The sequence below is a fragment of the Ruegeria sp. HKCCD7559 genome (genome assembly GCF_013110575.1).
Taxonomy (GTDB): Bacteria; Pseudomonadota; Alphaproteobacteria; order Rhodobacterales; family Rhodobacteraceae; genus Ruegeria.
Window position 1 is genome coordinate 376,154 of sequence record NZ_WVQU01000001.1, and the last position, 24,482, is coordinate 400,635.

General features: G+C 59.3%; 26 protein-coding genes and 3 tRNA genes. 12 read left to right on the top strand and 17 right to left on the bottom strand.

Annotation, left to right across the window (positions count from 1 at the left end; genetic code table 11):
* The first annotated feature begins 5 nt into the window (after positions 1-5).
* The 4 genes from GS605_RS01875 to GS605_RS01890 all read left to right on the top strand — a co-directional run bounded on the left by GS605_RS01875 (position 6) and on the right by GS605_RS01890 (position 4,478).
* Complete coding sequence (locus tag GS605_RS01875; RefSeq protein WP_171630931.1) at positions 6-1,055, top strand: glycine betaine/L-proline ABC transporter ATP-binding protein; 1,050 nt, start codon at positions 6-8, stop codon at positions 1,053-1,055.
* On the top strand, positions 1,052-3,118 hold the full coding sequence (locus GS605_RS01880; protein ID WP_171722896.1) for a proline/glycine betaine ABC transporter permease: 2,067 nt from the start codon (positions 1,052-1,054) through the stop codon (positions 3,116-3,118). The genes GS605_RS01875 and GS605_RS01880 overlap by 4 nt, the downstream gene beginning before the upstream one ends.
* Positions 3,119-3,220: 102 nt before the next feature.
* Positions 3,221-3,886 carry an NnrU family protein gene (locus GS605_RS01885; protein WP_171722897.1) on the top strand — a complete coding sequence of 222 codons (666 nt, stop codon included), beginning with the start codon at positions 3,221-3,223 and terminating at the stop codon, positions 3,884-3,886.
* A 70-nt stretch (positions 3,887-3,956) separates the two neighbouring features.
* Positions 3,957-4,478: a DUF2478 domain-containing protein gene (locus GS605_RS01890; RefSeq protein ID WP_171114871.1), complete on the top strand. Its 522-nt coding sequence runs from the start codon at positions 3,957-3,959 to the stop codon at positions 4,476-4,478.
* 79 nt (positions 4,479-4,557) lie between these two features.
* On the opposite strand, the gene GS605_RS01895 is transcribed toward GS605_RS01890, so the two are convergent.
* The gene (locus GS605_RS01895; RefSeq protein ID WP_171722898.1) at positions 4,558-5,232 is read right to left on the bottom strand and encodes a VPLPA-CTERM sorting domain-containing protein; all 675 of its coding nucleotides are present in this window, start codon (positions 5,230-5,232) and stop codon (positions 4,558-4,560) included.
* A 151-nt stretch (positions 5,233-5,383) separates the two neighbouring features.
* Positions 5,384-5,467: transfer RNA gene (locus GS605_RS01900), tRNA-Tyr, on the bottom strand.
* Between the two features lie 116 nt (positions 5,468-5,583).
* Between GS605_RS01900 and rlmB the strand changes: the two genes are divergently transcribed.
* The 4 genes from rlmB (at position 5,584) to GS605_RS01915 (ending at position 7,877) form a co-directional block, all read left to right on the top strand.
* On the top strand, positions 5,584-6,354 hold the full coding sequence (gene rlmB / locus GS605_RS01905; RefSeq protein WP_171722899.1) for a 23S rRNA (guanosine(2251)-2'-O)-methyltransferase RlmB: 771 nt from the start codon (positions 5,584-5,586) through the stop codon (positions 6,352-6,354).
* An 18-nt stretch (positions 6,355-6,372) separates the two neighbouring features.
* Entirely contained in the window at positions 6,373-6,654 is a 282-nt protein-coding gene (locus GS605_RS20985) for a hypothetical protein (RefSeq protein WP_371732231.1), read from the top strand.
* A gap of 97 nt (positions 6,655-6,751) precedes the next feature.
* On the top strand, positions 6,752-7,210 hold the full coding sequence (locus tag GS605_RS01910; RefSeq protein WP_171630946.1) for a YHS domain-containing (seleno)protein: 459 nt from the start codon (positions 6,752-6,754) through the stop codon (positions 7,208-7,210).
* 196 nt (positions 7,211-7,406) lie between these two features.
* Positions 7,407-7,877, top strand: coding sequence for a CoA-binding protein (locus tag GS605_RS01915; protein ID WP_171630948.1), 471 nt, complete (start codon positions 7,407-7,409; stop codon positions 7,875-7,877).
* On the opposite strand, the gene GS605_RS01920 is transcribed toward GS605_RS01915, so the two are convergent.
* From GS605_RS01920 to GS605_RS21210, 4 genes are all read right to left on the bottom strand, one after another.
* Entirely contained in the window at positions 7,874-8,446 is a 573-nt protein-coding gene (locus GS605_RS01920; protein ID WP_171722900.1) for a hypothetical protein, read from the bottom strand. The genes GS605_RS01915 and GS605_RS01920 overlap by 4 nt on opposite strands.
* A 69-nt stretch (positions 8,447-8,515) precedes the next feature.
* Positions 8,516-8,833, bottom strand: a complete 318-nt coding sequence (locus GS605_RS01925; protein WP_171630951.1) for a phosphoribosyl-ATP diphosphatase — start codon at positions 8,831-8,833, stop codon at positions 8,516-8,518.
* Positions 8,830-9,591: an imidazole glycerol phosphate synthase subunit HisF gene (gene hisF, locus GS605_RS01930; protein ID WP_171630953.1), complete on the bottom strand. Its 762-nt coding sequence runs from the start codon at positions 9,589-9,591 to the stop codon at positions 8,830-8,832. Before hisF ends, GS605_RS01925 begins: the two co-directional genes overlap by 4 nt.
* A 107-nt stretch (positions 9,592-9,698) precedes the next feature.
* Entirely contained in the window at positions 9,699-11,921 is a 2,223-nt protein-coding gene (locus tag GS605_RS21210) for a fused MFS/spermidine synthase (RefSeq protein ID WP_171722901.1), read from the bottom strand.
* Positions 11,922-12,147: 226 nt separating this feature from the next.
* Between GS605_RS21210 and GS605_RS01940 the strand changes: the two genes are divergently transcribed.
* Positions 12,148-12,594, top strand: a complete 447-nt coding sequence (locus tag GS605_RS01940) for a DUF302 domain-containing protein (RefSeq protein WP_245223420.1) — start codon at positions 12,148-12,150, stop codon at positions 12,592-12,594.
* 10 nt (positions 12,595-12,604) lie between these two features.
* Here the strand turns inward: GS605_RS01940 and GS605_RS01945 are convergent, their stop codons facing one another.
* Entirely contained in the window at positions 12,605-13,069 is a 465-nt protein-coding gene (locus GS605_RS01945; RefSeq protein ID WP_171722902.1) for a DUF2867 domain-containing protein, read from the bottom strand.
* A gap of 4 nt (positions 13,070-13,073) precedes the next feature.
* Positions 13,074-13,796, bottom strand: coding sequence for a 1-(5-phosphoribosyl)-5-[(5-phosphoribosylamino)methylideneamino]imidazole-4-carboxamide isomerase (gene hisA / locus GS605_RS01950; RefSeq protein WP_171722903.1), 723 nt, complete (start codon positions 13,794-13,796; stop codon positions 13,074-13,076).
* A gap of 134 nt (positions 13,797-13,930) precedes the next feature.
* Between hisA and GS605_RS01955 the strand changes: the two genes are divergently transcribed.
* Positions 13,931-14,332, top strand: a complete 402-nt coding sequence (locus GS605_RS01955; RefSeq protein WP_171722904.1) for a DUF2147 domain-containing protein — start codon at positions 13,931-13,933, stop codon at positions 14,330-14,332.
* Between the two features lie 3 nt (positions 14,333-14,335).
* On the opposite strand, the gene hisH is transcribed toward GS605_RS01955, so the two are convergent.
* Together hisH and hisB are read right to left on the bottom strand one after the other, a co-directional pair.
* Positions 14,336-14,974, bottom strand: a complete 639-nt coding sequence (gene hisH, locus GS605_RS01960; protein ID WP_171630963.1) for an imidazole glycerol phosphate synthase subunit HisH — start codon at positions 14,972-14,974, stop codon at positions 14,336-14,338.
* Positions 14,975-15,562 (bottom strand): imidazoleglycerol-phosphate dehydratase HisB, encoded by a 588-nt coding sequence (gene hisB / locus GS605_RS01965; RefSeq protein ID WP_171722905.1) that lies wholly within the window; start codon positions 15,560-15,562, stop codon positions 14,975-14,977.
* A 154-nt stretch (positions 15,563-15,716) separates the two neighbouring features.
* Here hisB and GS605_RS01970 point away from each other — a divergent pair, with 154 nt between their 5' ends.
* Positions 15,717-15,956, top strand: a complete 240-nt coding sequence (locus GS605_RS01970) for an Lrp/AsnC family transcriptional regulator (RefSeq protein ID WP_050602861.1) — start codon at positions 15,717-15,719, stop codon at positions 15,954-15,956.
* On the opposite strand, the gene GS605_RS01975 is transcribed toward GS605_RS01970, so the two are convergent.
* The 3 genes from GS605_RS01975 to GS605_RS01985 form a co-directional block, all read right to left on the bottom strand.
* Entirely contained in the window at positions 15,953-16,819 is an 867-nt protein-coding gene (locus GS605_RS01975) for a GNAT family N-acetyltransferase (RefSeq protein WP_171722906.1), read from the bottom strand. The genes GS605_RS01970 and GS605_RS01975 overlap by 4 nt on opposite strands.
* Positions 16,820-16,900: 81 nt before the next feature.
* Positions 16,901-16,975, bottom strand: a tRNA-Gly gene (locus GS605_RS01980).
* A 33-nt stretch (positions 16,976-17,008) separates the two neighbouring features.
* Positions 17,009-17,083 (bottom strand) — tRNA-Gly (locus GS605_RS01985).
* A 150-nt stretch (positions 17,084-17,233) separates the two neighbouring features.
* On the opposite strand from GS605_RS01985, the gene GS605_RS01990 reads away from it, so the two are divergent.
* Positions 17,234-17,386: a hypothetical protein gene (locus GS605_RS01990; protein ID WP_171167198.1), complete on the top strand. Its 153-nt coding sequence runs from the start codon at positions 17,234-17,236 to the stop codon at positions 17,384-17,386.
* Positions 17,387-17,401: 15 nt separating this feature from the next.
* On the opposite strand, the gene GS605_RS01995 is transcribed toward GS605_RS01990, so the two are convergent.
* The 4 genes from GS605_RS01995 to GS605_RS02010 all read right to left on the bottom strand — a co-directional run bounded on the left by GS605_RS01995 (position 17,402) and on the right by GS605_RS02010 (position 24,399).
* On the bottom strand, positions 17,402-17,785 hold the full coding sequence (locus GS605_RS01995) for an MAPEG family protein (RefSeq protein ID WP_171722907.1): 384 nt from the start codon (positions 17,783-17,785) through the stop codon (positions 17,402-17,404).
* Between the two features lie 79 nt (positions 17,786-17,864).
* Positions 17,865-21,302 carry a pyruvate carboxylase gene (locus GS605_RS02000; protein ID WP_171722908.1) on the bottom strand — a complete coding sequence of 1,146 codons (3,438 nt, stop codon included), beginning with the start codon at positions 21,300-21,302 and terminating at the stop codon, positions 17,865-17,867.
* A gap of 160 nt (positions 21,303-21,462) precedes the next feature.
* Complete coding sequence (locus GS605_RS02005) at positions 21,463-22,584, bottom strand: alpha-hydroxy acid oxidase (protein ID WP_171722909.1); 1,122 nt, start codon at positions 22,582-22,584, stop codon at positions 21,463-21,465.
* Between the two features lie 39 nt (positions 22,585-22,623).
* Complete coding sequence (locus GS605_RS02010) at positions 22,624-24,399, bottom strand: diguanylate cyclase (RefSeq protein WP_171722910.1); 1,776 nt, start codon at positions 24,397-24,399, stop codon at positions 22,624-22,626.
* Positions 24,400-24,482 lie beyond the last annotated feature (83 nt).

The window sequence follows — 24,482 nt, forward strand, 5'->3', positions numbered from 1 at the left end:
CTTAGGTGACTGACACGACTGTGCCAGCCATTGCCTGCCGGAATCTCTGGCAGGTGTTTGGCCCGGGCGCTGACAAAGCCCTGACCGACGCGCTGTCTCGGTCAGGGAATGACGCCGACAAGGCTGCCGTCGCCCTTCGCGAACAGGGGCTGATCCCCGCCGTTCAGGATGCCAATTTCGAAGTTCAGGAAGGTGAACTTTTCGTCATCATGGGCCTGTCGGGCTCGGGCAAATCCACGCTGATCCGCTGCATTTCGCAGCTGCTGCCCGGCACAGGCGGTGAGATTCGGGTGGACGGCGAAAATGTCATCGGCGCCTCAAAAAAGGCCCTGACCGAGCTGCGCCGGAAAAAACTGGGCATGGTGTTCCAGCATTTCGGCCTGTTCCCCCACATGACCGTTGCTGAAAACGTCGCATATCCTCTGCGCGTTCAGGGCGTGGGCAAAAAGGAACGGCTGGACCGCGCGCAGGAAGTGATTTCGCTGGTCGGTCTGGAAGGGCGCGAAGACAGCTTCCCGCGACAACTTTCCGGCGGGCAGCGGCAGCGGGTGGGTATCGCCCGCAGTCTTGCCGTAAACCCTGACATCTGGTTTCTGGACGAACCGTTCTCGGCGCTTGATCCACTGATCCGTCGCCAGTTGCAGGATGAATTCCTGCGCATTCAAGCGACGTTGAAGAAGTCGATCGTCTTCATCACCCACGATATTCAGGAAGCGCTTAAGCTGGCTGACCGTATTGCCATCATGCGGGACGGCAAGATCGTGCAGATCGGCACGCCCACGGATATCGTCCTGCGACCCGTCGATGACTATGTGCGCGAATTCTCGAAGGACGTCGCCAAGGGGCAGCATGCCAAGGTCGCCTCGGTCATGCGAAACGAGGCAGAGTGCGGCCCGGACGATCCCGGCCTGACCACATCGATGACACTGGACGCGGCCCTGGCCCATTGCATGGAACTTTATGAACCCGTGCCGGTGCGGGATGCCGATGGCAATGTCGTTGGCACGGTGCACCCTTCCGATCTGGCTGCCGCGCTTCAGGTGGACGAAACATGACTGCCGTAACTGAGGTTCCGACGCAGCACGGCGCGCGGCTGACGGCAGGCGCCAAGGCCGCCCTGATCACGGTTGTCGTCGGTGCGGTTTGCCTTGCACTCGAGGGCATCGCCCCATGGCTGGTCAAATGGCCCGCCGCGTGGGAACTGCCTGCAACCCAATGGGTGGGCACGTTTCTGGACTGGTTTCTGAACCTGATCAAACCGGCGATGCGGTTGTTCTCGGATTTGATGACCTATCCGATGAACTGGGCGAATTTCGTTCTTGGTAACACACCATGGCCCATTCTGATCGGGATCGTGACCGCGCTGGGCTGGTATCTGGGCGGTTTGCCCATGGCCGCGCTGGGCTTTCTGGGCCTCAGCTTTGTTCTGGCGTCGGGTTACTGGGCTGAAAGCATGAACACTCTGGCCTTGGTCGCAGTATCCGTTCCGGTGGCGTTGATGCTGGGTGGTGGCATCGGCATCCTCGCCAACGAGGTGCCGCGGGTGAAATCCTTCGTTCAGGCGGTTCTGGATGTCATGCAGACGGTGCCGACCTTCGCATATCTGACACCACTGTTGCTGCTCTTTGGCTTTGGCCCGGTTGTCGGTCTGATCGCCTCGGCCATCTATGCTGCGCCGCCCATGGCGCGCAACGTGATGCTGGGGCTGGAACGGGTGGAGCCCGAGATCAAAGAGGCCGCCATCATGTCCGGTGGCACGCGTTTTCAGCAACTGTTTCAGGTCGAAATTCCCGCCGCCACGACGCAGATCATGGTCGGTGTGAACCAGTGTCTGATGGCGGCCTTGTCCATGGTCATCATTGCCGCCGTCATCGGTGGGTTCAACGATATCGGCTGGGAGGTTCTGCTGACCATGCGCAAGGCGCAGTTCGGGGAATCTCTGATGGCGGGTCTGGTCATCGTGGTCTTTGCCGTCGTCATAGATCGCATGAGCGGCACCTTGGCGACCGAGCGCAAACGTTATGACAGCCGGGTTGTCTGGGCGATGTTGGGTTTCGCCGTGGTCTTCACCGCCGCCTTCTGGGCGTGGTTGCCGAACCCATCCGAACTGACCTTGCTGGATCCGATGGCCGAGGCCGTGGACAGCGGCCTGACCGCGTTCACTCAGGCCAATGGCCCATGGTTGGATGCGCTCAAGAACAACTCACTTTTCTATGTGCTGCTGCCTTTGCGGATCGGTCTGGATCAGGCGGTGCTGCCCTTCACCTGGGGCTTCCAGTGGACGGCGGGCATGAGCTTTGGCCTGTTTGCCGCAGGTGCCGGGATCGCGCTGTTGATGGCATGGCGTGGGCGGCTGACGGGTGGTCTGATCGTCACGATCCTGATTGGAATGCTGGAAACCGGCATTGCCAACCTGCCGTGGCCCTTTGTCCTGACCGGCGCCGCTGCTCTGGGCTGGGTCGCGGGGGGCTGGCGTCTGGCGGCGCTGTGCGTGGGGCTGCTTTGCACCATCCTCGTTTCGGGCCTGTGGGAGAGAGCGCTCTTGTCGCTTTACCTCAGCGGTGCGGCGGTGTTTTCCTGTGCCGTGGTCGGCGGCCTGATCGGCCTTGCCAGCGCGGTCTGGGAACCGGTGTGGAAAGTGGTCCGTCCGATCTGCGACATGTTGCAGACAATCCCTCTGTTCGTGTTCCTGATCCCGGTTCTCATGGTGTTCCAGATCGGCGAGTTCTCGGCCTTTCTGGCAATCTGCGCCTATGCGATCGTGCCCATGATCCGCTACACGCGGCACGGGTTGGTCAACACGCCGGACGAGATGATGGAGGCCGCGATCTCAAGCGGTGCGACCGAGTGGCAGATCATGCGCGACGTGCGCGCGCCCTATGCCGCGCCCACGATCCTGCTGGGGTTGAACCAGACCATCCTCTATGCCTTTGCGATGCTGGTGATCGCCGCCCTCATTGGCACCACGGGTCTGGGGCAGTCGATCTATCTGGCGCTGGGTCAGGCAGATGTGGGGCTTGGCATTTCGGCCGGGGCCGCGATGGCGATTCTGGCGCTGATTGCCGACCGCATCGTGCAGGGGTTTGCCGAAGAACGCCGCGCGGCGCTTGGATTGTAAACAGGGCAGGGGCGATGCACCGCCCCTGCGCCGAACTTGATTTTGGACAAGGATACCAGTGCCGTCCTGATCTAGACCGATCCCAATAACGCGGAGATCACCATGACCGGTTGGGTCCTATTCCTTGCAGCGCTCGTCACATTCCTTCTCAGCCACGCGATTCCGGTGCGACCCGCCATACGCGGACGGCTGATCGATACACTCGGACGCCGGGGGTATTTTACGGCCTATTCGGTTCTGTCGCTGGCCGTCCTGGCGTGGTTGATCATCGCCGCTGCCAACGCTCCTTATGTCGAGGTCATTCCGCCATTTGCGGTTTTGCGCTGGGCGCCGGTTCTGATCATGCCGGTGGTCTGCTGGCTGGCTGTTGCGGGGCTGATCATTCAGAACCCGTTCTCATTCGGAGGGCTGGGCAATCGGCCCTTTGACCCAGAACAGCCCGGTATCCTGCGCACCACCCGACACCCGATCCTTGCCGCGCTGATGCTGTGGGCGGTGGCACATCTTCTTGCCAATGGCAGCCTGTCACATGTGATTCTGTTCGGCCTGTTTGCCGGTTTTGCAGCCATGGGCATGGCCCTTGTCGACCGGCGCAAGTCGCGGGAAATGGGCTTTGAATGGGTCCGCTTGTCCCGCAACACGGCGCGGTTCTCACTGCGCGCACCGCGTCCCTGGCCGCGTCCCGGGGTGTGGCTGGCCGCGCTGGCCGCCTATGCGGTTCTGCTTCACCTGCACGCTCCCGTGATTGGCCTGTCCCCGCTTCCGTGAACGAGGGAGTGGCCGGGCGGTGTCATGCGTGCTATTTGAAACGTCACAAACGAATTACAAGAGGTCCAAGATGCATCTGGCCTATGTCACCACCACCGATCGCGGCGCGACGGACCGCCTGCTGAGCGCCGTTGCGGACCGCCTGCTGGCCTCCGGAGCAAAACTGGCCGGTGTCGTGCAAACAAACACGGAATGCGCCGACAGCAGCAAATGCGATATGGACTTGCGCGTGCTTCCCGACGGTGAAACCATCCGCATTTCGCAGTCGCTGGGCACCCAGTCGCGCGGCTGCCGTCTGGACCCGGCAGCGCTGGAACAGGCGGTGGGATATGTGACTGCCTCGCTGGAGGGCGCGCCCCAATTGCTGATCATCAACAAATTCGGCAAGCATGAATCCGATGGGCGTGGATTCCGCCCTGTGATCGGCGAAGCCCTGGCGATGGATATCCCGGTGCTGGTCGGCGTGAACGGTTTGAACGAAGAGAAATTCCAGACTTTCGCGGATGGCGCAGCGGAAGCCCTTCCGGCGGATCTGGATGCAATCGAGGCGTGGTTCAACAAGGTCTCGGAACTGCGCCCGGCGGCAGAATAGAACCTTCCAAACCCTTGGTTAAGAAACAAAAAACGGCGCTGACCAACAATCAGCGCCGTTTTTTTGATGTTGGGTGCAACTAGGTTGTCTTAAGCCTGCGGTACCCGAACAGGCCCAGAACGGCCCCGATCAAAAGCAGCCCGCTTGCGGGCAGGGGGACCGGTGCAACCTGCAGGTTATCCACGTTGAATTCGCCACACCATTGGTCGCACCAAACGGTGTTTGACCCAAGGCCAAAGGGGAATTTGACTGCGTTGGGGACGTTCAGCGTGATCAAAAGTTGATCAATGGCCGTGAACCCACTTGAAAAACTAAAAGTGTTCAAAGCCGAAGGTCCGAACGTCTGCGTCGCAACTGTGGCACCGTTCAGAAGCCCCGAAAATGTCAGGGTTGGAACTGTTGCAGTACCCGCCTTGAGCCACTGGTTGTAGGCCTGCGTTCCAAGTGCGGGTGCAGGGCCGGATCCAGTCTTGAACACACGTGACAACCCCCAAAGATCGACGGACTGCACAGTGAATTTCGTCCCGTTTACGGCCTGCACGACGGTTGACAGCACACCGTTGTCATCATGGAAATTAATCTGATTTCCAAAATTGTAGACCGCACCATAGTCAAAGGTGAAACCTTGGCTGGTTCCCTGATATGTTGTCAGGCCGCTTTGGGGATCATTTGGAAAATTATTATCAAACGTAATCGTCAGCGCATTCGCCGCGCCTGCGACACACACGGCAATAGCCGCCAGTATCAATCTCATAACAAATCCCTCGCAAATACGTGAACAGACTAGCGGGCCGTGCCCTGTTTCGCAACTTTTACGAGTCTTTGCAGCCATCATTGCGCATAAGCATGCACATAAGCTCGCGCGGGCAATGCGTTCTAGCCATCTTTGAATTCTACGGGAAAGATGGTGGGCGACCCTGGAATCGAACCAGGCGTGCGTCTCCGCGAGGGAGTTACAGTCCCCTGCCACACCTTGCGGCCTGTCGCCCACTGTCAGGCGTTGCACCTGACGTGGAGGCGTGATTACTAGCGCACCAAAGGAGCGTCAACAGGAAAATTTCGCTTTGGCGCAGGAAACCGAATTCCCGGCCCGGAGGCCTGAAAAATGAAGAAACCCAAATGGGTCGTTGAAAAGGAGCAGGCGCGCAAGGCCGCGGCTGCTGAAACCGTTTGGCTGTTCGGTCTGCATGCAGTTCGCGACGCTTTGATGAACCCCAATCGGCAGAAATTGCGCCTTATCGTAACGCGCAATGCGCGGGACAAACTGGCGGAAGCGATTGAATTCGCTGGTATCGAGCCCGAGATGGCCGATCCGCGCAAGTTTACGGCGCCCATCGATGCAGGCTCGGTACACCAGGGTGCCGCGCTGGAGGTAAAGCCGTTGGATTGGGGCGGACTGGCCGAAAATTGCATCGGTCGGGAAAATCCACGCGTTATCCTTCTGGACCGCGTTACGGACCCGCACAATGTCGGGGCGATTCTGCGCTCGGCCGAAGTTCTGGGTGCCAGTGCCGTCATAGGCACCCGCCACCATTCCGCGCCCGAGACCGGGGCCCTGGCAAAAACCGCCAGCGGCGCGCTGGAGCGTCAACCCTATCTGCGGATGCGCAACTTGGCCGACACAATTGTTGAACTACAGAATATGGGATTTCTGGTCCTTGGGTTGGATGGTGAAGCAGAGGTAACGATCGAAGGCGCGCTGAGCGACGGTCGGGACCGCCCCGTCGCACTTGTTCTGGGGGCGGAAGGCCCGGGATTGCGCCAAAAGACGAAGGAAACCGTGGATCAATTGGTGAAAATTGACGCAGCCGGGGGATTCGGATCGCTGAATGTCTCAAATGCGGCGGCAATCGCCTTATATGCATCCCGGCCCTGACAAAAAAAGGAGAGCGCTATTTCCGGTCCATCCAAAATTGCGACCTGCTGCTATTGCGGGACCCGGGCTGCGCTGGTCCTGAGGGGCAAAGAACGGCACGAGCTGAGCTGTTCCAGTTGTGGCGCACCTTTGCACGATCTGAAGATGCTGCCCAAGCGGAAGGCCGCGCCTGCCAAAACAGTGCGATCTGCGGTTTCTCATGCCCCTCCGCGGAAGGCCAAGCGAAAAAAGAAGAAAAAGAGCATGTTCTCGCGCGTGTTCGATGAAGCCTGGGATGTGATCGAAGACATTTTCGATTGAACGTTTTTGGGTGAAGATCGTTCACATCCACGTCAACAGGGGTTCCGCATGCAGCAAAAAATTGCATCTTGATACCCCAGTGATTTCAGATTCTGACATGGCAATGCTGACCCGACGTTCCACACTTGGCGCGCTGTGCGCTTTTTTTCTGGCGCCTGCCACGTATGCGCAGGAAAGGCCCGTTTACTACGCCACCGAAGGGGTGGCGTTGGCCGGGTATGACGCCGTGTCCTATTTCGACGGTTCTACGCCGATCATGGGCATGCCCGAGAATTCCGTGATGTGGAAAGGGGCGCGGTGGCATTTCACCTCGCAGGAGAACCGCGAGCTGTTCGAAAGCAATCCCCGTGCTTTCGCGCCGCAGTTCGGCGGGTATTGTTCATATGCTATGGCGATGGGCGTTCTGAAGAGCTCGGACCCCAAGGCCTGGAAAGTCGTGGATGGTCGTCTGTACCTGACACACTCGATCGAGATCGAAGAAATCTGGAAGCAGGATCAGGCAGAATACATTGAGTTGGCTGAAGAAAACTGGCCGGCAATCCTCTATCACGAATGAGCGGGAATCAGCTAATTGTGAAGAGTCATCACAAAAATGCGCCGCCCCTCTTTTTTTTAACAAATATATGCCTAAATGTCACAGTGACCGCGGAATGGAACTGCCGCGGGTCATTTCACTGTCCCTCGTTCCAACAACTGGCGCCCAAGGTTTCTTGGGCGCTTTTTTCTTTTTGGAACCCTGCTAAGGATAGGGTATGCCAGACTATTCCGATCAGCACCTGAGAACCATTCTGCAACGCACCAAGTCCGTTGCCGTTGTCGGCGTGTCCATGAACCCGGTGCGGCCCAGCTACTACGTCGCCCGCTACCTGTCGTTGAAAGGGTTCAACGTGATCCCGGTCAATCCGGGCCATGCCGGGAACGACCTGTTTGGCCAGACGGTACGCGGCAGCCTTTCGGAGATATCCGAACCCGTGGACATGGTAGACATCTTCCGACGGTCCGAATCCGTGCCGCCCATTGTGGACGAAGCGTTGGAGGGGTTCCCGTCCCTCGGAACGATCTGGATGCAGATCGGGGTTGAACACCCTGAAGCGGCAGCCAAGGCCGAGGCCCGCGGTGTGGACGTCGTGATGAACCGCTGTCCGAAGATCGAGTATCAGCGCCTGTTTGGCGAGCTGCGCATGGGTGGGTTTTCCACCGGGATCATCTCGTCCAAGCTTTAGGGCGTTGCTGGCTGATAGGGTTTCAGGCGGGCAACCTGTTCCTGTCGTCGTTTTTCCAGCACCACGTCCCGAGGGACCCAATCATATCGGGCATCCTCGACCAGAGGTGACCAGAACAAAACCCCGCCATAGCGCCACGGATCCAGCACGACGCCCTCATACAGCGATTCACCCTTGCGACTGATAATCGCGGTGCTGTGGTCGATCCTCAACGGATTGTCGGCGTTGGCGATGGCGCGGTGCAATTCCAGCGTCTGGAAGTTTTCCTGTTTCAGACGACGCTCGATATCCTCGGCCCAATGCCAGCACAGACCACGCGGGCGCAATCCCTTGTTGACCTTCGCATTGTGGATCAGCGGCGGGTCGGTGATCTGGTATTCGTCCACCAGCTGCGCGGTATAGGAATAGGCGACTTGCGCCGCCCGGCGGGCTTCTTCCGGATCGATATCCGGGCCAAGACGCTGAATCTCGGCTGTCAGGCGTTGCACCTCATCCCCGGTCGAAGGGGGAGGCGCCGCACATGCCGCAACGATGGCAAGCGTTGCCACAAGCATCAAAATTCGGATCATGTCGCGCCCTCTGCCTGTCATTCTGACGCCCGAGTATAGCGGGCGTTGCGGCGGCGCGGAACCCGGCCGTTACCCTTTGGGGCGGGCGGCTTTTTCGGCAATGCCGCTGATGCCCTGACGGCGCGCAAGTTCGGCCAGAACATCCTCCAGCGCCACATCCCGGGCGGCCAGCATGACCAGCAGGTGATACAGCACGTCTGCGGCTTCGGCGGTCAGCTTGGCCTGATCGCCCTTTGTGGCTTCGATGATGGCTTCGATGGCTTCTTCACCAAATTTCTCGGCGCATTTCTCGGGACCCTTTGCAAGCAGCTTGGCTGTCCAGCTTGAATCGGGATCAGCCCCTTTACGCGCCTTAATCGTGGCAGCAAGGTCGTGCAGAATGCTCATGTCAGCCTCATCGGAATGCCTGCGGCGGCCATATGCTCTTTGGCTTCGCGGATCGTGTATTCTCCGAAATGGAAGATCGAGGCTGCAAGCACCGCACTTGCGCCACCTTGGGTGACGCCTTCGACCAGATGGTCCAGTTTACCGACACCGCCGCTTGCGATCACGGGCACATCCACGGAATCGGAAATCGCGCGGGTCAGGGGCAGGTTGAAGCCAGCCTTGGTGCCGTCGCGGTCCATCGAGGTCAGCAGAATTTCCCCGGCGCCTTTGGCGACAACAGTTTTTGCGAACTCGACCGCATCAATGCCCGTTGGCTTGCGGCCGCCATGCGTGAAAATCTCCCACTTTCCGGGGCTGACCGTCTTGGCGTCGATGGCGCAGACGATGCACTGGCTGCCGAATTGATCTGCTGATTCCGCGATCACGTCGGGATTGGCGACGGCTGCCGAGTTGAAGCTGACCTTGTCTGCCCCCGCCAGCAACAGGGCGCGGACATCATCCTTGGTGCGAACTCCGCCGCCGACTGTCAGAGGTACAAAGCACTGCTCGGCGGTGCGCTGTACCACATCGAACATGGTGCCGCGGTTTTCGTGGGTTGCGTGGATATCAAGAAAACAGATTTCGTCCGCGCCTGCGGCGTCATACGCCTTGGCCGATTCCACGGGATCGCCCGCATCGCGCAGACCGACGAAATTCACGCCTTTGACCACGCGGCCATCGGCAACATCAAGGCAGGGAATGATCCGGGTCTTCAGCATCTGATCGTCCTTCGTTGCCGGACCTTTAGCGACAAAGCGCCGCCGATGCCACAGACGTTTTGCCGCCCATGGCCCTGGTAGCACGGGCCATGGGCGGAGCGGGGGGCTTAGTGATCCCGGTTCTTCAGCAGTTTCAGTGCCGAAAGCAGGTTTGCCTTACCATCGGTCCATGGCAGCGCTCCGTCGGTTTCGACGATTTGCCAGTTTCCATCCTGCGCAAAACTCTCAATTCGGGATTTGTCGGGGCTCAGGATCACAACGCTGCTGGTGGCGGCTCCGGTTTCAACCTGCTCTTTAACTACGGCCAGCTGCTGATGCGCAGCGGTCAGGTTCAGGCTGTCGGCAATTCGGGCCAAAGGCTGGACCAGATCGTAGAACCGGTTTGTGATGTGGAACACCAAAACCCCATCATCGGCCAGGCGGCTGGTGTACATCTCTACCGCCTCGCGTGTGATCAGGTGAAGCGGAATCGCGTCCGAGCTGTACGCATCCAAAACCAGGATATCGAAGGCAAAAGGCTTTTGCTTCAGAACGATCCGGGCGTCACTCAGGTGGGTCTCGGAATCGGGCGTGCATTCCGACAGATAGGTGAACAGCGAAGGGTCGCGTGCGATCTGGTCAACGGTCGCGTCGATCTCGAAGAAGTCCCAGTTTTGAGCAGGCTGCCGATAGCAGGCCAGTGCACCTGTTCCAAGACCGACAATTCCGATGCTGTTGGATTGCTTGCCGAAGTCCGACGTGATGACCTGCGCCATCGGTCCTTCGGGGTGATAATAGGACAGCGGTGTGGGTCGAGTGCCATATTCGGATTCGCGTTGCCAGCCATGCACCGTGGTGCCGTTCTTGTAAAGACGGTAGCCCTTGCTTGAATACACGGAATGCACGCCGAAAAAGCTGCGATCTTCGAACACCGGATTGTTCTTTACCGCAAATGCGGGAAGCAGAACGACGGTAAGAACCACAGGGATACGCATGGCCTGCGCCCGGAACAGGTACAGCACTGCGAATATCAGCACGAACAGCGCGCCTGCTCGCGGGATATCCGCGCTCAGCGCCGCGACGCCGCGTGTCGCACCTGCGATGACGAGGATGAAAACACTTGCCGCGATGCCCATGATGACATGGCGAAGGGCAAATCCCGGGGCGCGGACAAGAAACAAGCCTCCGGCCAGAATCATGGTGATTGGCGCCTCCAACTCACGTGTGAAGGCAATCGGCGCAACGATCGAGTTGAACAGCCCGCCAATTGCTCCGCCCATGGAAAGGGCGATGTAGAACACGGTCAATTGCTCGGCGGATGGGCGCATGTCGTACAGCAGGCGGTGCGCAAAAAGGGCGATGATGAACAACACCGGGACATAGAGCAGAATAACCACCGGCGCGTCATGCTCGCTGACCACCTTGGACACCAGTAAGACACCCGCCGCCAGCGCCGCCAGCATGGGCAGGTTCAAGGCGTCAAGCGTCAGGTGTTTCCATTTGGCAAACGCGATGATGAAGGACAGGATATAGACCGCCAGCGGAACAACCCAGATCAACGGGAGAGCACCCAGATCCGTGCTAACCCGCGTTGTGAAGGACAGCATCAAGGAAGAGGGGATGAAGGCGACGAACACCCAGACAGCGATCTGCCGCAGGGTCGGGAAACTGGCCTTGAGCGCCGTTTGAACCGACGGCTTCGTGTGCCGTGATCCCCGCAAGGCGATCATGCCACTGCCAAGCAAAAGCGCGCCGAGCAGCACGAAGCCGACCAGCCAGGCACGGCTGATCTCGGCTGCGCCAAAAAAAGGATCCGCAACCAGGGGGAAGGCCAACAACGCCAGCAAGGATCCGACATTGCTGGCGCTGTAGAGGAAATACGGATCATCCGCCGAAGGCCCGCCCGACCTGGCGTACCAGGCCTGCAACAGGGGCGCATTTGCCGACAATACCGCAAAAGGTACACCCACACCTACGGCGAACAGGCCAAGCGTTTGCAGCGCGGTCGAGGTCGAGGCGTCATAGCTCCAGCTTTCGCTGGTGGACAGCGGTAGGAAAGTCAGCGCCGCCACCCAAAAGGCAAAATGGGCGATGATCTGCCAGCGCAAGGGCAGAAACTTGGTCAACAGGTGCGCGTAAACATACCCGAGTATCAGCACCACTTGGAAAAACAGCATTGCGGTCGTCCAGACCGCCGGGGCACCGCCGATCTTGGGAAGAACCAGTTTGGCAAAAAGCGGCTGGACAAAGAACAGAAGACTGGCGCTCGTGAAAATCGCCGCACAGAAGATCGCAATGGTTGCCGATCCGAATCTGGACGTTTTGGGAACGTCTAGGTTGGAAACACTCACGTTTGCCACCCGGGTTGTTGTGTTTGACGAAGGAGTGAAGCGGGGATTCCGCCCGAATTATGGCTCAACCCAGTGAAATGTTTGGCTTCTGGTCGGATTGTTCTCCAAAGCCAGGATAAAATGGGCGTCATCAATTCTGGCAAAGCTTTGCTGATGCCAGACTTGTGATTGTCAGATTTCCAAAACCTGTGAGAATTGGAGTGAATATTACAGAAGGAATACCGACATGCGTAGCTTGATACTTGCTTCAATTTTTTCGCTCGGAGGGGCTTTGGCCGCCATGGCTGACGACATCATCAAAGTTCAAACGAACAAATCCGTAGCCGAGGCGCTGGATGCGCTGGAAGCAGCGGTTGGCAACGCAGGGGCCACTGTCTTCGCCCGTATCGACCACGCGGCCGGGGCGGAAAAGGTCGGTACGCCCATTCCGGCCAATCAAGTGCTGATTTTCGGCAATCCTGCGCTGGGCACGCCGGCCATGCAGATCGATCCGCGTGCAGGATTGTTCCTGCCGCTCAAGGTGCAGGCGTATGAGGATGGGAACGGTCAGGTCTGGTTGGCCTATGAAGACCCCAAGGAAACGATGGACGAGCTGGATGACGTCGAAAAGTCACCTGTAGTCGAGAAGATGCGCGGTGCGCTCGCCAAGTTGACCGCTGCGGCCGCGGGTTAGACCTTTTGGGTCATGTGCTTGCGCTTTTCAAACGCGCAAGCGCGTTTCGCGCGATCAGGATGTGAAATGGCAGGATCGCAGCCAGGTACAGGCGCCCGCCAAGGTTATGGCGTCGGACCCATGTGGCCAGCGAGATGCGGCCGTTTTCCGACAGGACGGACACCCGGAAATCTAGGTGGCGATCGTTGAATCCTGCGATCACCTCGGTCCTGCCATCATGTTCGACCGGGAAGATCCCCAGCTTGTCGTCAGCATCCGGGCCTGTCGTGCTGAGGCCAAAGGGTGTCACCAACAGGCCGCGCAGCCGAACCAATGCCAGCACCCATCCGGGGAACGCGGTGATGATTTCCGCGGCCCGGCGCGGCGGAAGATTGGATTCAACACTGAAGCAGTCCAGAAAGTCGCCGGTTTTGAACCGTTCGTTCAGCAGGCTGTGCGCGGACAGTTCGGAACGCTTTACCGGCGAATGAAACATAAAGCTATCCTCTGAGCGTGGTCAGAGCCTCTTTCAGATCAATCGCTCCATCATAAAGCGCGCGGCCGGAAATGGCACCGTTCAAAGCTGCGCCACAATCGCGCAGGGCGATCAGATCGGCGATCGAGGACACGCCGCCAGATGCGATGACCGGAATATCGACCGAATTGGCAAGCTCTGCGGTGGCCTCGACATTGGGGCCCTGCATCGCGCCGTCCCGGTTGATGTCGGTGTATATGATCGCAGCGACGCCCGCGTCTTCGAAGCTGCGGGCCAGATCGGTTACCTGAACGTCGGTTTCTTCGGCCCAACCCTTGGTGGCAACCAGACCGTTGCGCGCGTCGATGCCCACGGCGACCTTGCCGGGAAAGGCTTTGGCCGCTTCGCGCACCAGATCGGGGTTCTCGACCGCGACCGTGCCCAGAATCACGCGGGCCAGGCCTTTGTCGATCCAGGTCTCGATGGTGGCCATGTCGCGGATGCCGCCTCCCAATTGCGCGGGCACGTCGCAGGCTTTCAGAATCGCTTCGACCGGGGCGGCGTTGACCGGCTCACCTGCAAAAGCGCCGTTCAGATCGACCAGGTGCAGCCACTCGCACCCGGCCTCGACAAAGGCGCGGGCCTGCGCGGCGGGGTCTTCGTTGAACACGGTGGCCTTGTCCATTTCACCACGCAGCAGGCGCACGGCATTGCCGTCTTTGAGGTCGATGGCGGGGTAGAGGATCATGTCGGGCGGCCCTATATCTGTGTTGCACGCGCGGGATATCGCACAGGCGGGGCAGGGGATGCAACGCGACGCTGGGTCATTCTTGCCCGCAGCTGGTTGCCGGGTCAGACTGCCATCAAAACAGGGAGACAATCATGAAGAAATTTACGTTTGCAGCGGGTTTGATGTTTCTTGCGACCAGCGCGATGGCTGCGGATCCCGTCGACGGTCTGTGGAAGACTGCACCCGGTGATACCGGCGGCTATCTGCATGTGACGATTTCCGGATGCGGCAGTGCGATCTGCGGAACCATCGACAGCGCCTTTGATGCGGATGGCAACGAGCAGCTGGAATATGAAAACCTGGGCAAACAGATCATCTGGGACATGGTGCCCGATGGCGGCGGAAGCTATGATAGCGGCAAGATCTGGGCACCGGACCGGAACAAAACCTACAATTCAAAAATGTCACTGGACGGCCAGAACAAACTGACCGTCAAGGGATGTGTGGCGGGCGGTCTGATCTGCCGCGGTCAAACCTGGACGCGTGTTCAGTAAGCCTCAGGGTTTCCAGGTCAGGAAGTTGCCCAGCATGCGCAGGCCAACGTCCTGGCTTTTCTCGGGGTGAAACTGCATTCCAACCATCGTGTCGCGGCCAATGACGGCCGTGACCTCCTGCCCGTAATTCACATAGGCCAATCGCTGTGCCGGGTCGGATACCCGGAAGTGGTACGAGTGGACGAAATATGTGTGATCGCCGGATTTCACCCCGTTGAACACCGGGTGATCGCTGTCCAGAACAAGATCGTTCCAGCCCATATGCGGCACTTTCAGCGATGTGTCTGACGGCTCGATCCTGACGACATCGCCGGCAATCCAGTCCAGACCATCCGTTTCGCTGTATTCATGGCCTTTGGTTGCCATCAACTGCATCCCCACACAGATGCCCAGAAACGGGCGGCCTTTCTGTTCGACCGCCTCGACCATCGCGTCATAGATGCCCTTGTGCCCACGCAATTCGGCAGCGCATGCCGGAAACGCCCCGTCGCCAGGTAGAACCAAGCGATCCGCGCGTGCCACAACATCCGCGTCCGAGGTGACGACAACCTCACCGGCGCCGACCTCTTGCGCCATGCGCTGAAACGCTTTTTCCGCCGAGTGCAGGTTGCCGCTTTCGTAGTCGATAATGGCGGTCAGCATTTACAACGCGCCTTTGGTCGACGGAATCGCATCTGCCTTGCGCGGATCGGTTTCAACGGCGTCGCGCAGCGCGCGCGCGACGGCCTTGAACGCGGCCTCGGCGATGTGGTGGCTGTTGAAGCCGTGCAACTGGTCGATATGCAGCGTGATGCCGCCATGGGTGCTGAGCGCCTGAAAGAACTCGCGCACAAGTTCTGTGTCGAATGCACCGATTTTCTGCGTCGGCAGATCCACATTCCAGATCAAATAGGGGCGGCCGGACAGGTCCAGCGCACAGCGCACCTGAGCATCATCCATCGGTAGGTGGCATTCTCCGTACCGCCGGATACCCTTTTTGTCGCCCAGGGCCTGCGTCAAAGCCTGCCCCAGCGCGATGCCGGTATCTTCGACCGTGTGGTGATCATCAATGTGGTAATCGCCCTTGGCGCGGATCGTCATGTCGATCAGCGAATGGCGCGCCAGTTGATCCAGCATGTGATCAAAAAATCCAACTCCGGTCTGATTTTCATACATGCCGGTGCCATCCAGATTGATCTCGACCGAAACTTCGGTTTCGGCAGTCTGGCGGCTGATCTTTGCGCTGCGCATGGGCGAATTCCTTTTGCTACAGGCGCGCTTATAGACGGGGAAGGTCGGGGTTTTCCAGACCGCGCGTTGCGAACGCTGCAAACTGTTGCAGGGGATTGCGCCCGGCTTGGCCCCGTGTCAGCTTGTCAACAATACGAACCGATAGGGTCAAACCATGTCCACCTGCGTTTTCATCCAGATCCGTTGCAAGCCCGGAACCACCTACAAGGTCGCCGAGGAAATCGCCCTGCGCGAAATCCATTCTGAACTGTATTCCACCAGCGGTGAATATGATCTGCTGCTCAAGCTATATATCCCCGAGACCGAGGATGTGGGCCATTTCATCAACGAACACCTGCTGGTGATTCCCAATATCGAACGCTCGCTGACCACAATGACGTTCAAGGCTTTTTAACCCAGTTCGAATGAGGTGACGCCAAAGACACGGCTCAGATCGATATCCGGCTCGTGGCCGGAATACATCCGGGCCGTTTCAAACACCTTTTCAAGACCCAGCGCATCCGCCAGCGCAAAGGCGGCGGCGTTGGGCCGCGGCATGTCGATGAACACGTCATGCGTGGCGTGATCGTCGGGGATGGCTTCCAATACCGAGGCCAACAGGGCTTGGGCAATCTCGGCGTCGTCCGCGAACAACGGCCCGATCTTGTATCCGCTTTGACAGGGCCGCAGGGTCGCATAGCCCCGGATCACCCCGTTCTCGGCAATCACGCGCGAGGCGTGGCTGGGCGCGCTCAGCCAATCGCGAAGGAAGATGTCGCGCGGGGCAGGGAACATCTGCCGGTCATAGGCGGCTAGATCGTCCGAGAGGCTGTTCAGCTCCTCAGCCCGCGCAGCTGGTTGCGCCCCGAGCGCGGCCAGAATCCCGCGTTTTGTCCCGCCAAAGCGGTAGTTGTTATAGGCAAAGGAAAAACCGGACTTGCGGTAGTTATCCTGCTGCTCGACGACCCCATCCAGGCCGATATTGCCCGCATTGCAGTTTTCCAAGGCGTGCTGCCAGATTTTCAGCCCGTGGCCCGATCCGCGAAACTCGGGCCGGACGATGTAGAACCCAAGGAACGCAAAGGCGTCATCATACTGAACGACCGAGATGGAAGCGATCATCTCGCCATCCAGGAACCCGCCGAGAAACCCGCGGGTATCCGTGCCGTGGAAGCAACGAGCATCGTGATACCCCGGGTTCCACCCTTCGCGCCGGGCCCAATCGACGGCCTTTTGCACCTCGTCAACGGTAAGAGGGCGGATGACGTAATCAGACATGGGTGAATCCTGCGTTGGGCAATGCAACCAGAATGACGCAATGTCTTGTGAAGAGCCAGCATGTATGGAGAGTTTTGTATCTGGAGCGGGCGAGGCGATTCGAACGCCCGACCCTAACCTTGGCAAGGTTATGCTCTACCCCTGAGCTACGCCCGCATCAGATACATATGTGGTCCGAAGACCTCTCAATGGAGCGGGCGAGGCGATTCGAACGCCCGACCCTAACCTTGGCAAGGTTATGCTCTACCCCTGAGCTACGCCCGCGCCGTTGAGTGAGGAGGGATTTATAAATTCCCACGCGGGGCTGCAAGCGGAAAAACACAAAAAAGAGGAAAAATATTTCGACGGAACCTGGCATCCGGCCCGTTCAATCTCGAACACGGATCAAAAAAGGACACAGGCAGAGGGGCTTTCATGATTTCTGTTGCAGACATGAAGATAATGGCGCTGGCCGCAATGATCTTGCTGGTCACCGCGATGCCGAAATCGGACGATCACGAACACAACCGGATCACGCCCGTTTTGTTGAAAGCGCCCCTTGTGATGACGACGGATCTGACCGGATAACACCCGCCAGCCGACCTACAGCGCCAGAATCAGGTTGGCGATGGCCGCAACCAGAATGGCCAGGAACGTCAGGCTCATGCCAGCCTGCCGCAGGATGACGATCTGGGGCGTGCGCCCGAATCCGTACGCGTGCAGCAGACGCCCGGCCAGCAACATCAAGCCCAGTATATGCAAAAGCAATCCGCCCGCTCCCTGCAATTCCACCATGGCGATCAGCAAAAGGGCGATAGGGGCGTATTCGGCGCAATTGGAATGTGTCCGTATCGCCTTGATCATCAATTTGCTGCCCCCATCCCCGACTGAGATTTTGTCGCTGCGGCGCTGAAGGATCACTTTGAGGCTGAGTGCCACGTAAAGAATAGCGATCAGGGCCGCATAGATCGGGGTGATGGCAAGCATGGTGGGTCTCCGTTCCAGCATGAAAAAAGGGCCGCGCGGTTTCTCGCGCGGCCCTTTGAACTGTAACCGGTTCGGCAGGTTATTCCAGCTCGACCAGAAGGTCCTTTGCGTCAATCTGGCCACCGGGCTGCACATGAACGGCCTTGACGGTCGCATCGCGCTCGGCGTGGATGCCGGTTTCCATCTTCATCGCCTCGATGGTCAGCAACATGTCGCCTTCCTTGACCTGCTGGCCCGCTGTTACGGCGACGGTGGCAACAACACCGGGCATCGGCGCACCGACATGATCCGGGTTGCCGACCTCGGCCTTGGGCCGCGCCTGCGTGGTCGAGGTGACCAACCGGTTCGGAACCCGGATCACGCGCGGTTGGCCGTTGAGTTCAAAAAACACTTTGACCTCTCCGTTTTCATCCGTTTCGCCAATGGCCTGACACCGGATTTCCAGCGTCTTACCGGGGTCGATTTCCGCGGTGATCTCCTCGCCCGGCTCCATGCCGTAGAAGAAGGTGCGCGTTGGCAGGGTACGAACCGGGCCGTAGATCCGGTGGCGACCCATGTAGTCCAGGAACACCTTGGGATACATCAGATATCCGTTCAGATCCTCGTCATCGACCTCTTTGCCTTCCAGCTGCTTGGACAGCTCGGCGCGGGTGGCTTCAAGATCGACCGGGGGCACGTCCTTGCCGGGTCGCTGCGTGTTGGGAACCTCGTCTTTCAGCACCTTCTTGATGATGGTCTCGGGGAACCCGCCCGGAGGCTGACCCAGATTGCCGCGCATCATGTCCACGACCGAGTCGGGGAAGGCCACGTCGGTATTCGGGTCCTCGACCTGTTCACGTGTCATGTTCTGGCTGACCATCATCAGCGCCATGTCACCAACGACCTTGGAAGACGGCGTGACCTTCACGATGTCACCGAACATCTGGTTCACGTCAGCATACATCTGGGCGACTTCGTGCCAGCGTTCTTCCAGACCCAGGCTGCGTGCCTGCGCCTTGAGGTTGGTGAACTGACCGCCCGGCATCTCGTGCAGATAGACCTCGGACGCGGGGGCCTGAAGGCTGGATTCAAAGGCCGCATACTGGCCACGCACAGCCTCGAAGTAATCGCTGATTTCACGAATGGCCTTGATGTCCAGCCCGGTGTCGCGGTCGGTATGGCGCAGGGCCTCTACCACCGTACCCAGCGTCGCCTGGCTGGTGTTGCCCGAGAAGCTGTCCATCGCGCAGTCAACTGCATCGACGCCCGCCTCGGACGCGGCCAGAATGGTCGCGCTGGCAATGCCGGCGGTGTCATGGGTGTGGAAGTGTATCGGCAGCCCGACCTCTTCCTTCAGCGCCCGGATCAGGATTTTGGCAGAGGCCGGTTTCAGCAGGCCCGCCATGTCCTTGAGGCCCAGAATATGCGCGCCGGCGTCGCGCAGTTCTTTCGCCATGCCGACATAATATTTCAGATCGTACTTGGCGCGATCCGGGTCAAGAATATCGCCAGTGTAACAGACGGTACCTTCGCAAATCTTGCCGCTATCGACGACCGCATCCATCGCCACGCGCATGTTTTCGACCCAGTTCAGCGAGTCGAAGACACGGAACACGTCAATTCCTGTCGCCGCCTGACGCACGAACTCCTGCACTACGTTGTCAGGATAGTTCGTATAGCCCACGCCGTTTGCGCCGCGCAGCAGCATCTGGGTCATCAGGTTCGGCATCGCCTCACGCAGGTCCCGCAGGCGCTGCCACGGGCATTCCTGCAAGAACCGATACGCCACATCGAAAGTCGCGCCGCCCCAGCATTCGACCGAGAACAGCTGTGGCAGGTTCGCCGCATAGGAGGGAGCCACCTTGATCATGTCGATCGAGCGCATCCGGGTCGCCAGCAGAGACTGGTGCCCGTCGCGCATGGTGGTGTCGGTGATCAGCAGTTGGCGCTGCGCCTTCATCCAGTCGGCCACCGCCTGCGGGCCCTTCTGCTCCAGCAGGTTGCGCGTACCCATCTGCGGTTCGGCCTTCAGCGCCGGAGGCCTGGCCTCCTTCAGGTCGGCGCGCGGGCGCGGGCGGTCCTTGGTTTCGGGATGCCCGTTCACGGTGATGTCCGCGATATAGGTCAGAACCTTGGTGCCGCGGTCGCGCCGCTTCTTGAAGGTGAACAGTTCGGGCGTCGTGTCGATGAACTTGGTGGTGTATTCGTTCGACAAGAAGGTCGGATGCTTGAGCAGGTTGATGACGAAGTCGATATTCGTCGAAACCCCGCGGATGCGGAACTCGCGCAGGGCGCGGTCCATCCGAGAGATCGCCTTTTCGGGCGTGGGGGCCCAGGCCGTAACCTTGGTCAGCAGCGAGTCGTAATAGCGCGTAATCACCCCGCCCGCATAGGCCGTGCCGCCATCCAGACGGATGCCCATACCGGTGGCCGAGCGATAGGCGGTGATCCGGCCATAGTCGGGGATGAAGTTGTTCTGTGGGTCCTCGGTGGTGATCCGTGTCTGCAACGCGTGCCCGTTGAGCTGGATATCCTTTTGGCTGGCCATGCCGGTCGCCTCGGCCAGCGTCTTGCCCTCGGCGATCAGGATCTGCGCCTGCACGATGTCGATACCGGTGACTTCTTCGGTCACGGTGTGTTCGACCTGAACGCGCGGATTGACTTCGATGAAATAGAACTTGCCGGTGTCCATATCCATCAGGAACTCGACCGTGCCGGCACATTCGTAATTCACATGCGCACAGATCCTGCGGCCAAGCTCGCAGATCTCTGCGCGCTGTTCGTCGCTCAGATACGGGGCTGGGGCGCGTTCCACGACCTTCTGGTTCCGGCGCTGGACCGAGCAGTCGCGTTCATACAGGTGATAGATGTCACCGTGCTTGTCGCCCAGGATCTGCACCTCGACGTGGCGCGCACGAATGATCATCTTTTCCAGATAACCCTCGCCATTGCCAAATGCGGCTTCGGCCTCGCGACGGCCTTCCAGCACTTTCTCTTCCAACTCTTCTTCCGACTGGATCGGGCGCATGCCGCGCCCGCCGCCGCCCCAGGACGCCTTGAGCATCAGCGGATAGCCGATTTCGGCGGCCTCCTTGCGGATCGCGTCCATGTCATCGCCCAGAACTTCGGTGGCAGGAATGACCGGAACGCCTGCTTCGATGGCTACGCGTCGCGCGCTTGCCTTGTCGCCAAGCGCGCGCATGGTTTCCGCCTTGGGGCCGATGAAGGTGATGCCGTTCTTGACGCAGGCATCGACGAAATCCGGGTTCTCGGACAGCAGACCATAGCCCGGATGAATCGCGTCGGCGCCACATTGCTTGGCAACACGGATGATCTCGTCGATCGAAAGATAGGCGGCAACCGGCCCCATGCCTTCACCGATCTGATACGCCTCGTCAGCCTTGAACCGGTGCAGGCCCAGTTTGTCTTCTTCAGCGTAGACGGCGACGGTTCGTTTTCCCATCTCGTTTGCTGCGCGCATGACGCGGATGGCAATCTCGCCGCGGTTGGCGATCAGGATCTTGTTGAAGTCTGTCATGATAGGTCCCGGTCTTTTGTGTATGGGCGTCTTATTGGGCGGAGAATACGCGCAGGTATATCCGTTCTTCTGGGTAGAACCGGCATGTTATCGCTCGCAAACGCCCTATGATCGCAGCGCCCTTATACTTTTGCTGCGCCGCAGCATCAAATGTTTAACGTTAACTCTCAATCTGACACAGGCTTTCCAGGCCCATCTGGCCCATATTTGCATGCAGGTCTTGCCTGAGAATCTCGATGACATGTGCAGGCCCCCGCGCGCCAAGTGCCGCAAGACCATATAAAAAAGCCCGCCCGAGCATCACGAAGTCTGCGCCCAGCGACATGGCACGCAAAATATCCAGACCGCCTTCGACACCACTGTCGAAGATCAGGGGCAGGCGGGTTGCATCCCGGACAGAGGGCAGAACCTCGATGCTGGCCGGGGCCGCGTCAAATTGCCGACCGCCATGATTCGACACCCACAAAGCATCGACACCGACCTGTTCCAGCCTGCTCGTATCCTCTGGTCGCAGGACACCCTTCAGGACAAGCGGACCGTCCCAATGGTCGCGCAGCCATTTGACATAGTCCAGATCCGGCGAGGTTCGAAGCAGGTAACCGATATGAGCCGTGGGCGGAAGATTCCCGGGGTTTTCGATATATTTGTCCAGCGTTCGCATATGCGGCACACCGTTGCGCAGCATGCCCATCGCCCAGGCGGGTCTTTGGGAGATCTGCGCCAGAATGCGCGGGGTCAGCTTTGGCGGTTGCCGCAGGCCCGATCGTGTCTGCCTTTCCCTGCGCGATGCAACGGGAACATCCGCGGTGAGGACCAGGGTTTTGAACCCGGCCTTGCGGACCCGGTTCAGCAGGTCTTTTCGAATATCCGGATCCCGGGGCGGGTAAAGCTGGAACCAGGCATTGTCCCCAAGATGCGGTGCCATGTCTTCAGGGCTTTGGCTGGCTACGGTCGACAGGGTATAGGGAATACCCGCCTCTGCGGCCGCGCTGGCAAGCAGTTGCTCGGCGCGGGGCCAGACCAGCCCGGACATTCCGATCGGCGCGATTCCGAACGGCAGCGGATACGAAGCGTCGAGAAACGACTTTGACGTATCAAAGTCCAGCTCGCCATGCAGGATCGAGGGGCAGAGGCGCACGTCATCCAGCGCCTTGCGGTTCCGGTGCAGCGTCGTTTCAATCCCGGTTCCACTGTCGATATACTCCCACACGAAATGCGGCAGACGACGGCGCGCACGGTGTTTCAGATCCGGTATACCGGGATAGGTGCTGTGCAAGTCCATGCAGATTGATCCGACCTGCCATGCGATTCGGCAAGTTTTTTAAGCTGCATCCTTGGGTGGTTGCCGGTTTTCAGGCGACGCATTTTCGGTCTTGTTCCTGGTGCCGCTTGCAACATGCACCTGGTTGCGCCCCTTGTCCTTGGCGACATAAAGCGCATCGTCAGCCGCGCGCATCAGGTCCTGCGGCATGGTGCCGTGGGCCGGGTAATGTGCAACCCCGACCGATATCGTAATGCGCGGCAATACCTTCTCGCCATATCGGACGGTTACGGCTTCAACCGCCTGGCGCAGTTGTTCGGCGCGGGTCATGGCATCTTCGGGGCTGTTGTCAGGCAGGATCAGCATGAACTCTTCCCCCCCGATTCGGCAGGCGACTTCGTCCCGGTCGCACCCCTGTTCCAGGGCGGCGCCGACGGCGCGCAATACCATGTCGCCCGCATCATGCCCATGAGTATCGTTGAACTTCTTGAAGTGATCCACGTCCACGGCGATCAGGCTTAGCGCGGCGCCCGTCTGCTGGCTGCGGCTGATGGACTTGCGCAGCGTCTCGGTCATATGGCGGCGATTGAACAGCCCGGTCAGGGGGTCTCGTACCGATTGGTCGTGAAGCTGATCCCGCATGCGGACGTTGGCGATCGCCATACTGATCTGTTCGGCGCATAATTGGGCCAGCTTGCGGCTCTTGTTGAAGCAGTCTTCGCGCCCCTCAAGTGCCCGCAAATGCAAAAGACCAACGGTTTCGCCATGGGCCAGAATGGGAAAGCAGAAATAGGGCCGCCCGTCATGCGGTTCGGCGTGCTCGCAGACAAAGTCAATCTCGGATGCGCCGAACTCGTAAGTCCGGCCGCGCCGCAAACCCCAGCAACCTTCGGGGTGAATGTGGGATTTATGAGTTCCACCGTTCCAGCTGGCGCAGCCATCCAGCACATCGCGTGAGTTTGAGTAGACATACACGCTGCCTTCGGCCTCTGGCAGGATGTGGGTCATGAAGCGAGACACCATGTCGAACAGTTCATCCAGCGACCGGCTTGATTGCAGCCATTCGTTCAACTCACCCAACAGACGGACCTCTCGGGCCAGGCGCAGCTGCTCGTCCATCAGCTCCCTCTCTTTCTGGGCCCGTTTGCGCAGGTCGCGAACCTGACGACGGTTGGTGCGATGGACAATCAGGATGACAGTCGTCAGCGCCAGCAGGGCGACCCCGCTCAGCAGCGCCAGAGACAGGCGAACGCGCGTGATGAACAGGTTCCGCAGGTCGGTTATGTCGGAATAGAACTCGATCGCGCCCATGAACGTCGCATCCTTGATGATCGGCGTATAGACCTCGGCCACATGGCGGCTGCTCAGTTCCGTATCCCGGGAATTGTCGAAAACAAAGGAATCAACTTCGGTAACCGGCTTCTCTTCGTGTTTGTAAAAAAGGCCCCCAGCGGCGACGATCGACTGGAAATAGGGTTTCGTATTCACGAACCCGACGTCGCTGGCTCGGGTCGACCAGAACACCTGCCCCGAAGCATCAAACAGCTTGAAGCGGTAAATGTCCGTGGTTTCGGGCAGTAGCTCCAGAAACTCCTGGTCATGATCGGTCAATGCGTGAAAACGGAATGTCTGTTCAAGATCGTTTAGATGGCTTTCGACCTGGCGGCTCATCCGCATCGCGTTCTTTCGCAGGTCTGCTTCCAGCATGCGATCAACCACTGGCGCAGGGGCGGCATAGATCCCCCAGCCCGCCGCTGCCGTCAGCGCGAGCAGCATCAGGGCCACGCCTATCATTTTAAGCCTCGAGGACTGACCCGTCAGTTCCGCCTGTTTCATTTGTCCGCTCCAACTACACTCTGCCAAACATCCCAGTCAGGATTTGACAGAGAGTTAACCGGGTGCAGGACGGTGGCGTGTTT

What these genes read in the sequence shown, in the direction of transcription:
- GS605_RS01880 (WP_171722896.1), top strand. Translation starts at nt 1,052, where the DNA reads ATGACTGCCGTAACTGAGGTTCCGACGCAGCACGGCGCGCGGCTGACG.
- GS605_RS01885 (WP_171722897.1), top strand. Translation starts at nt 3,221, where the DNA reads ATGACCGGTTGGGTCCTATTCCTTGCAGCGCTCGTCACATTCCTTCTC.
- GS605_RS01890 (WP_171114871.1), top strand. Translation starts at nt 3,957, where the DNA reads ATGCATCTGGCCTATGTCACCACCACCGATCGCGGCGCGACGGACCGC.
- GS605_RS01895 (WP_171722898.1), bottom strand. Translation starts at nt 5,232, where the DNA reads ATGAGATTGATACTGGCGGCTATTGCCGTGTGTGTCGCAGGCGCGGCG.
- rlmB (WP_171722899.1), top strand. Translation starts at nt 5,584, where the DNA reads ATGAAGAAACCCAAATGGGTCGTTGAAAAGGAGCAGGCGCGCAAGGCC.
- GS605_RS01910 (WP_171630946.1), top strand. Translation starts at nt 6,752, where the DNA reads ATGGCAATGCTGACCCGACGTTCCACACTTGGCGCGCTGTGCGCTTTT.
- GS605_RS01915 (WP_171630948.1), top strand. Translation starts at nt 7,407, where the DNA reads ATGCCAGACTATTCCGATCAGCACCTGAGAACCATTCTGCAACGCACC.
- GS605_RS01920 (WP_171722900.1), bottom strand. Translation starts at nt 8,446, where the DNA reads ATGATCCGAATTTTGATGCTTGTGGCAACGCTTGCCATCGTTGCGGCA.
- GS605_RS01925 (WP_171630951.1), bottom strand. Translation starts at nt 8,833, where the DNA reads ATGAGCATTCTGCACGACCTTGCTGCCACGATTAAGGCGCGTAAAGGG.
- hisF (WP_171630953.1), bottom strand. Translation starts at nt 9,591, where the DNA reads ATGCTGAAGACCCGGATCATTCCCTGCCTTGATGTTGCCGATGGCCGC.
- GS605_RS01940 (WP_245223420.1), top strand. Translation starts at nt 12,148, where the DNA reads ATGCGTAGCTTGATACTTGCTTCAATTTTTTCGCTCGGAGGGGCTTTG.
- GS605_RS01945 (WP_171722902.1), bottom strand. Translation starts at nt 13,069, where the DNA reads ATGTTTCATTCGCCGGTAAAGCGTTCCGAACTGTCCGCGCACAGCCTG.
- hisA (WP_171722903.1), bottom strand. Translation starts at nt 13,796, where the DNA reads ATGATCCTCTACCCCGCCATCGACCTCAAAGACGGCAATGCCGTGCGC.
- GS605_RS01955 (WP_171722904.1), top strand. Translation starts at nt 13,931, where the DNA reads ATGAAGAAATTTACGTTTGCAGCGGGTTTGATGTTTCTTGCGACCAGC.
- hisH (WP_171630963.1), bottom strand. Translation starts at nt 14,974, where the DNA reads ATGCTGACCGCCATTATCGACTACGAAAGCGGCAACCTGCACTCGGCG.
- hisB (WP_171722905.1), bottom strand. Translation starts at nt 15,562, where the DNA reads ATGCGCAGCGCAAAGATCAGCCGCCAGACTGCCGAAACCGAAGTTTCG.
- GS605_RS01970 (WP_050602861.1), top strand. Translation starts at nt 15,717, where the DNA reads ATGTCCACCTGCGTTTTCATCCAGATCCGTTGCAAGCCCGGAACCACC.
- GS605_RS01975 (WP_171722906.1), bottom strand. Translation starts at nt 16,819, where the DNA reads ATGTCTGATTACGTCATCCGCCCTCTTACCGTTGACGAGGTGCAAAAG.
- GS605_RS01990 (WP_171167198.1), top strand. Translation starts at nt 17,234, where the DNA reads ATGATTTCTGTTGCAGACATGAAGATAATGGCGCTGGCCGCAATGATC.
- GS605_RS01995 (WP_171722907.1), bottom strand. Translation starts at nt 17,785, where the DNA reads ATGCTTGCCATCACCCCGATCTATGCGGCCCTGATCGCTATTCTTTAC.
- GS605_RS02000 (WP_171722908.1), bottom strand. Translation starts at nt 21,302, where the DNA reads ATGACAGACTTCAACAAGATCCTGATCGCCAACCGCGGCGAGATTGCC.
- GS605_RS02005 (WP_171722909.1), bottom strand. Translation starts at nt 22,584, where the DNA reads ATGGACTTGCACAGCACCTATCCCGGTATACCGGATCTGAAACACCGT.
- GS605_RS02010 (WP_171722910.1), bottom strand. Translation starts at nt 24,399, where the DNA reads ATGAAACAGGCGGAACTGACGGGTCAGTCCTCGAGGCTTAAAATGATA.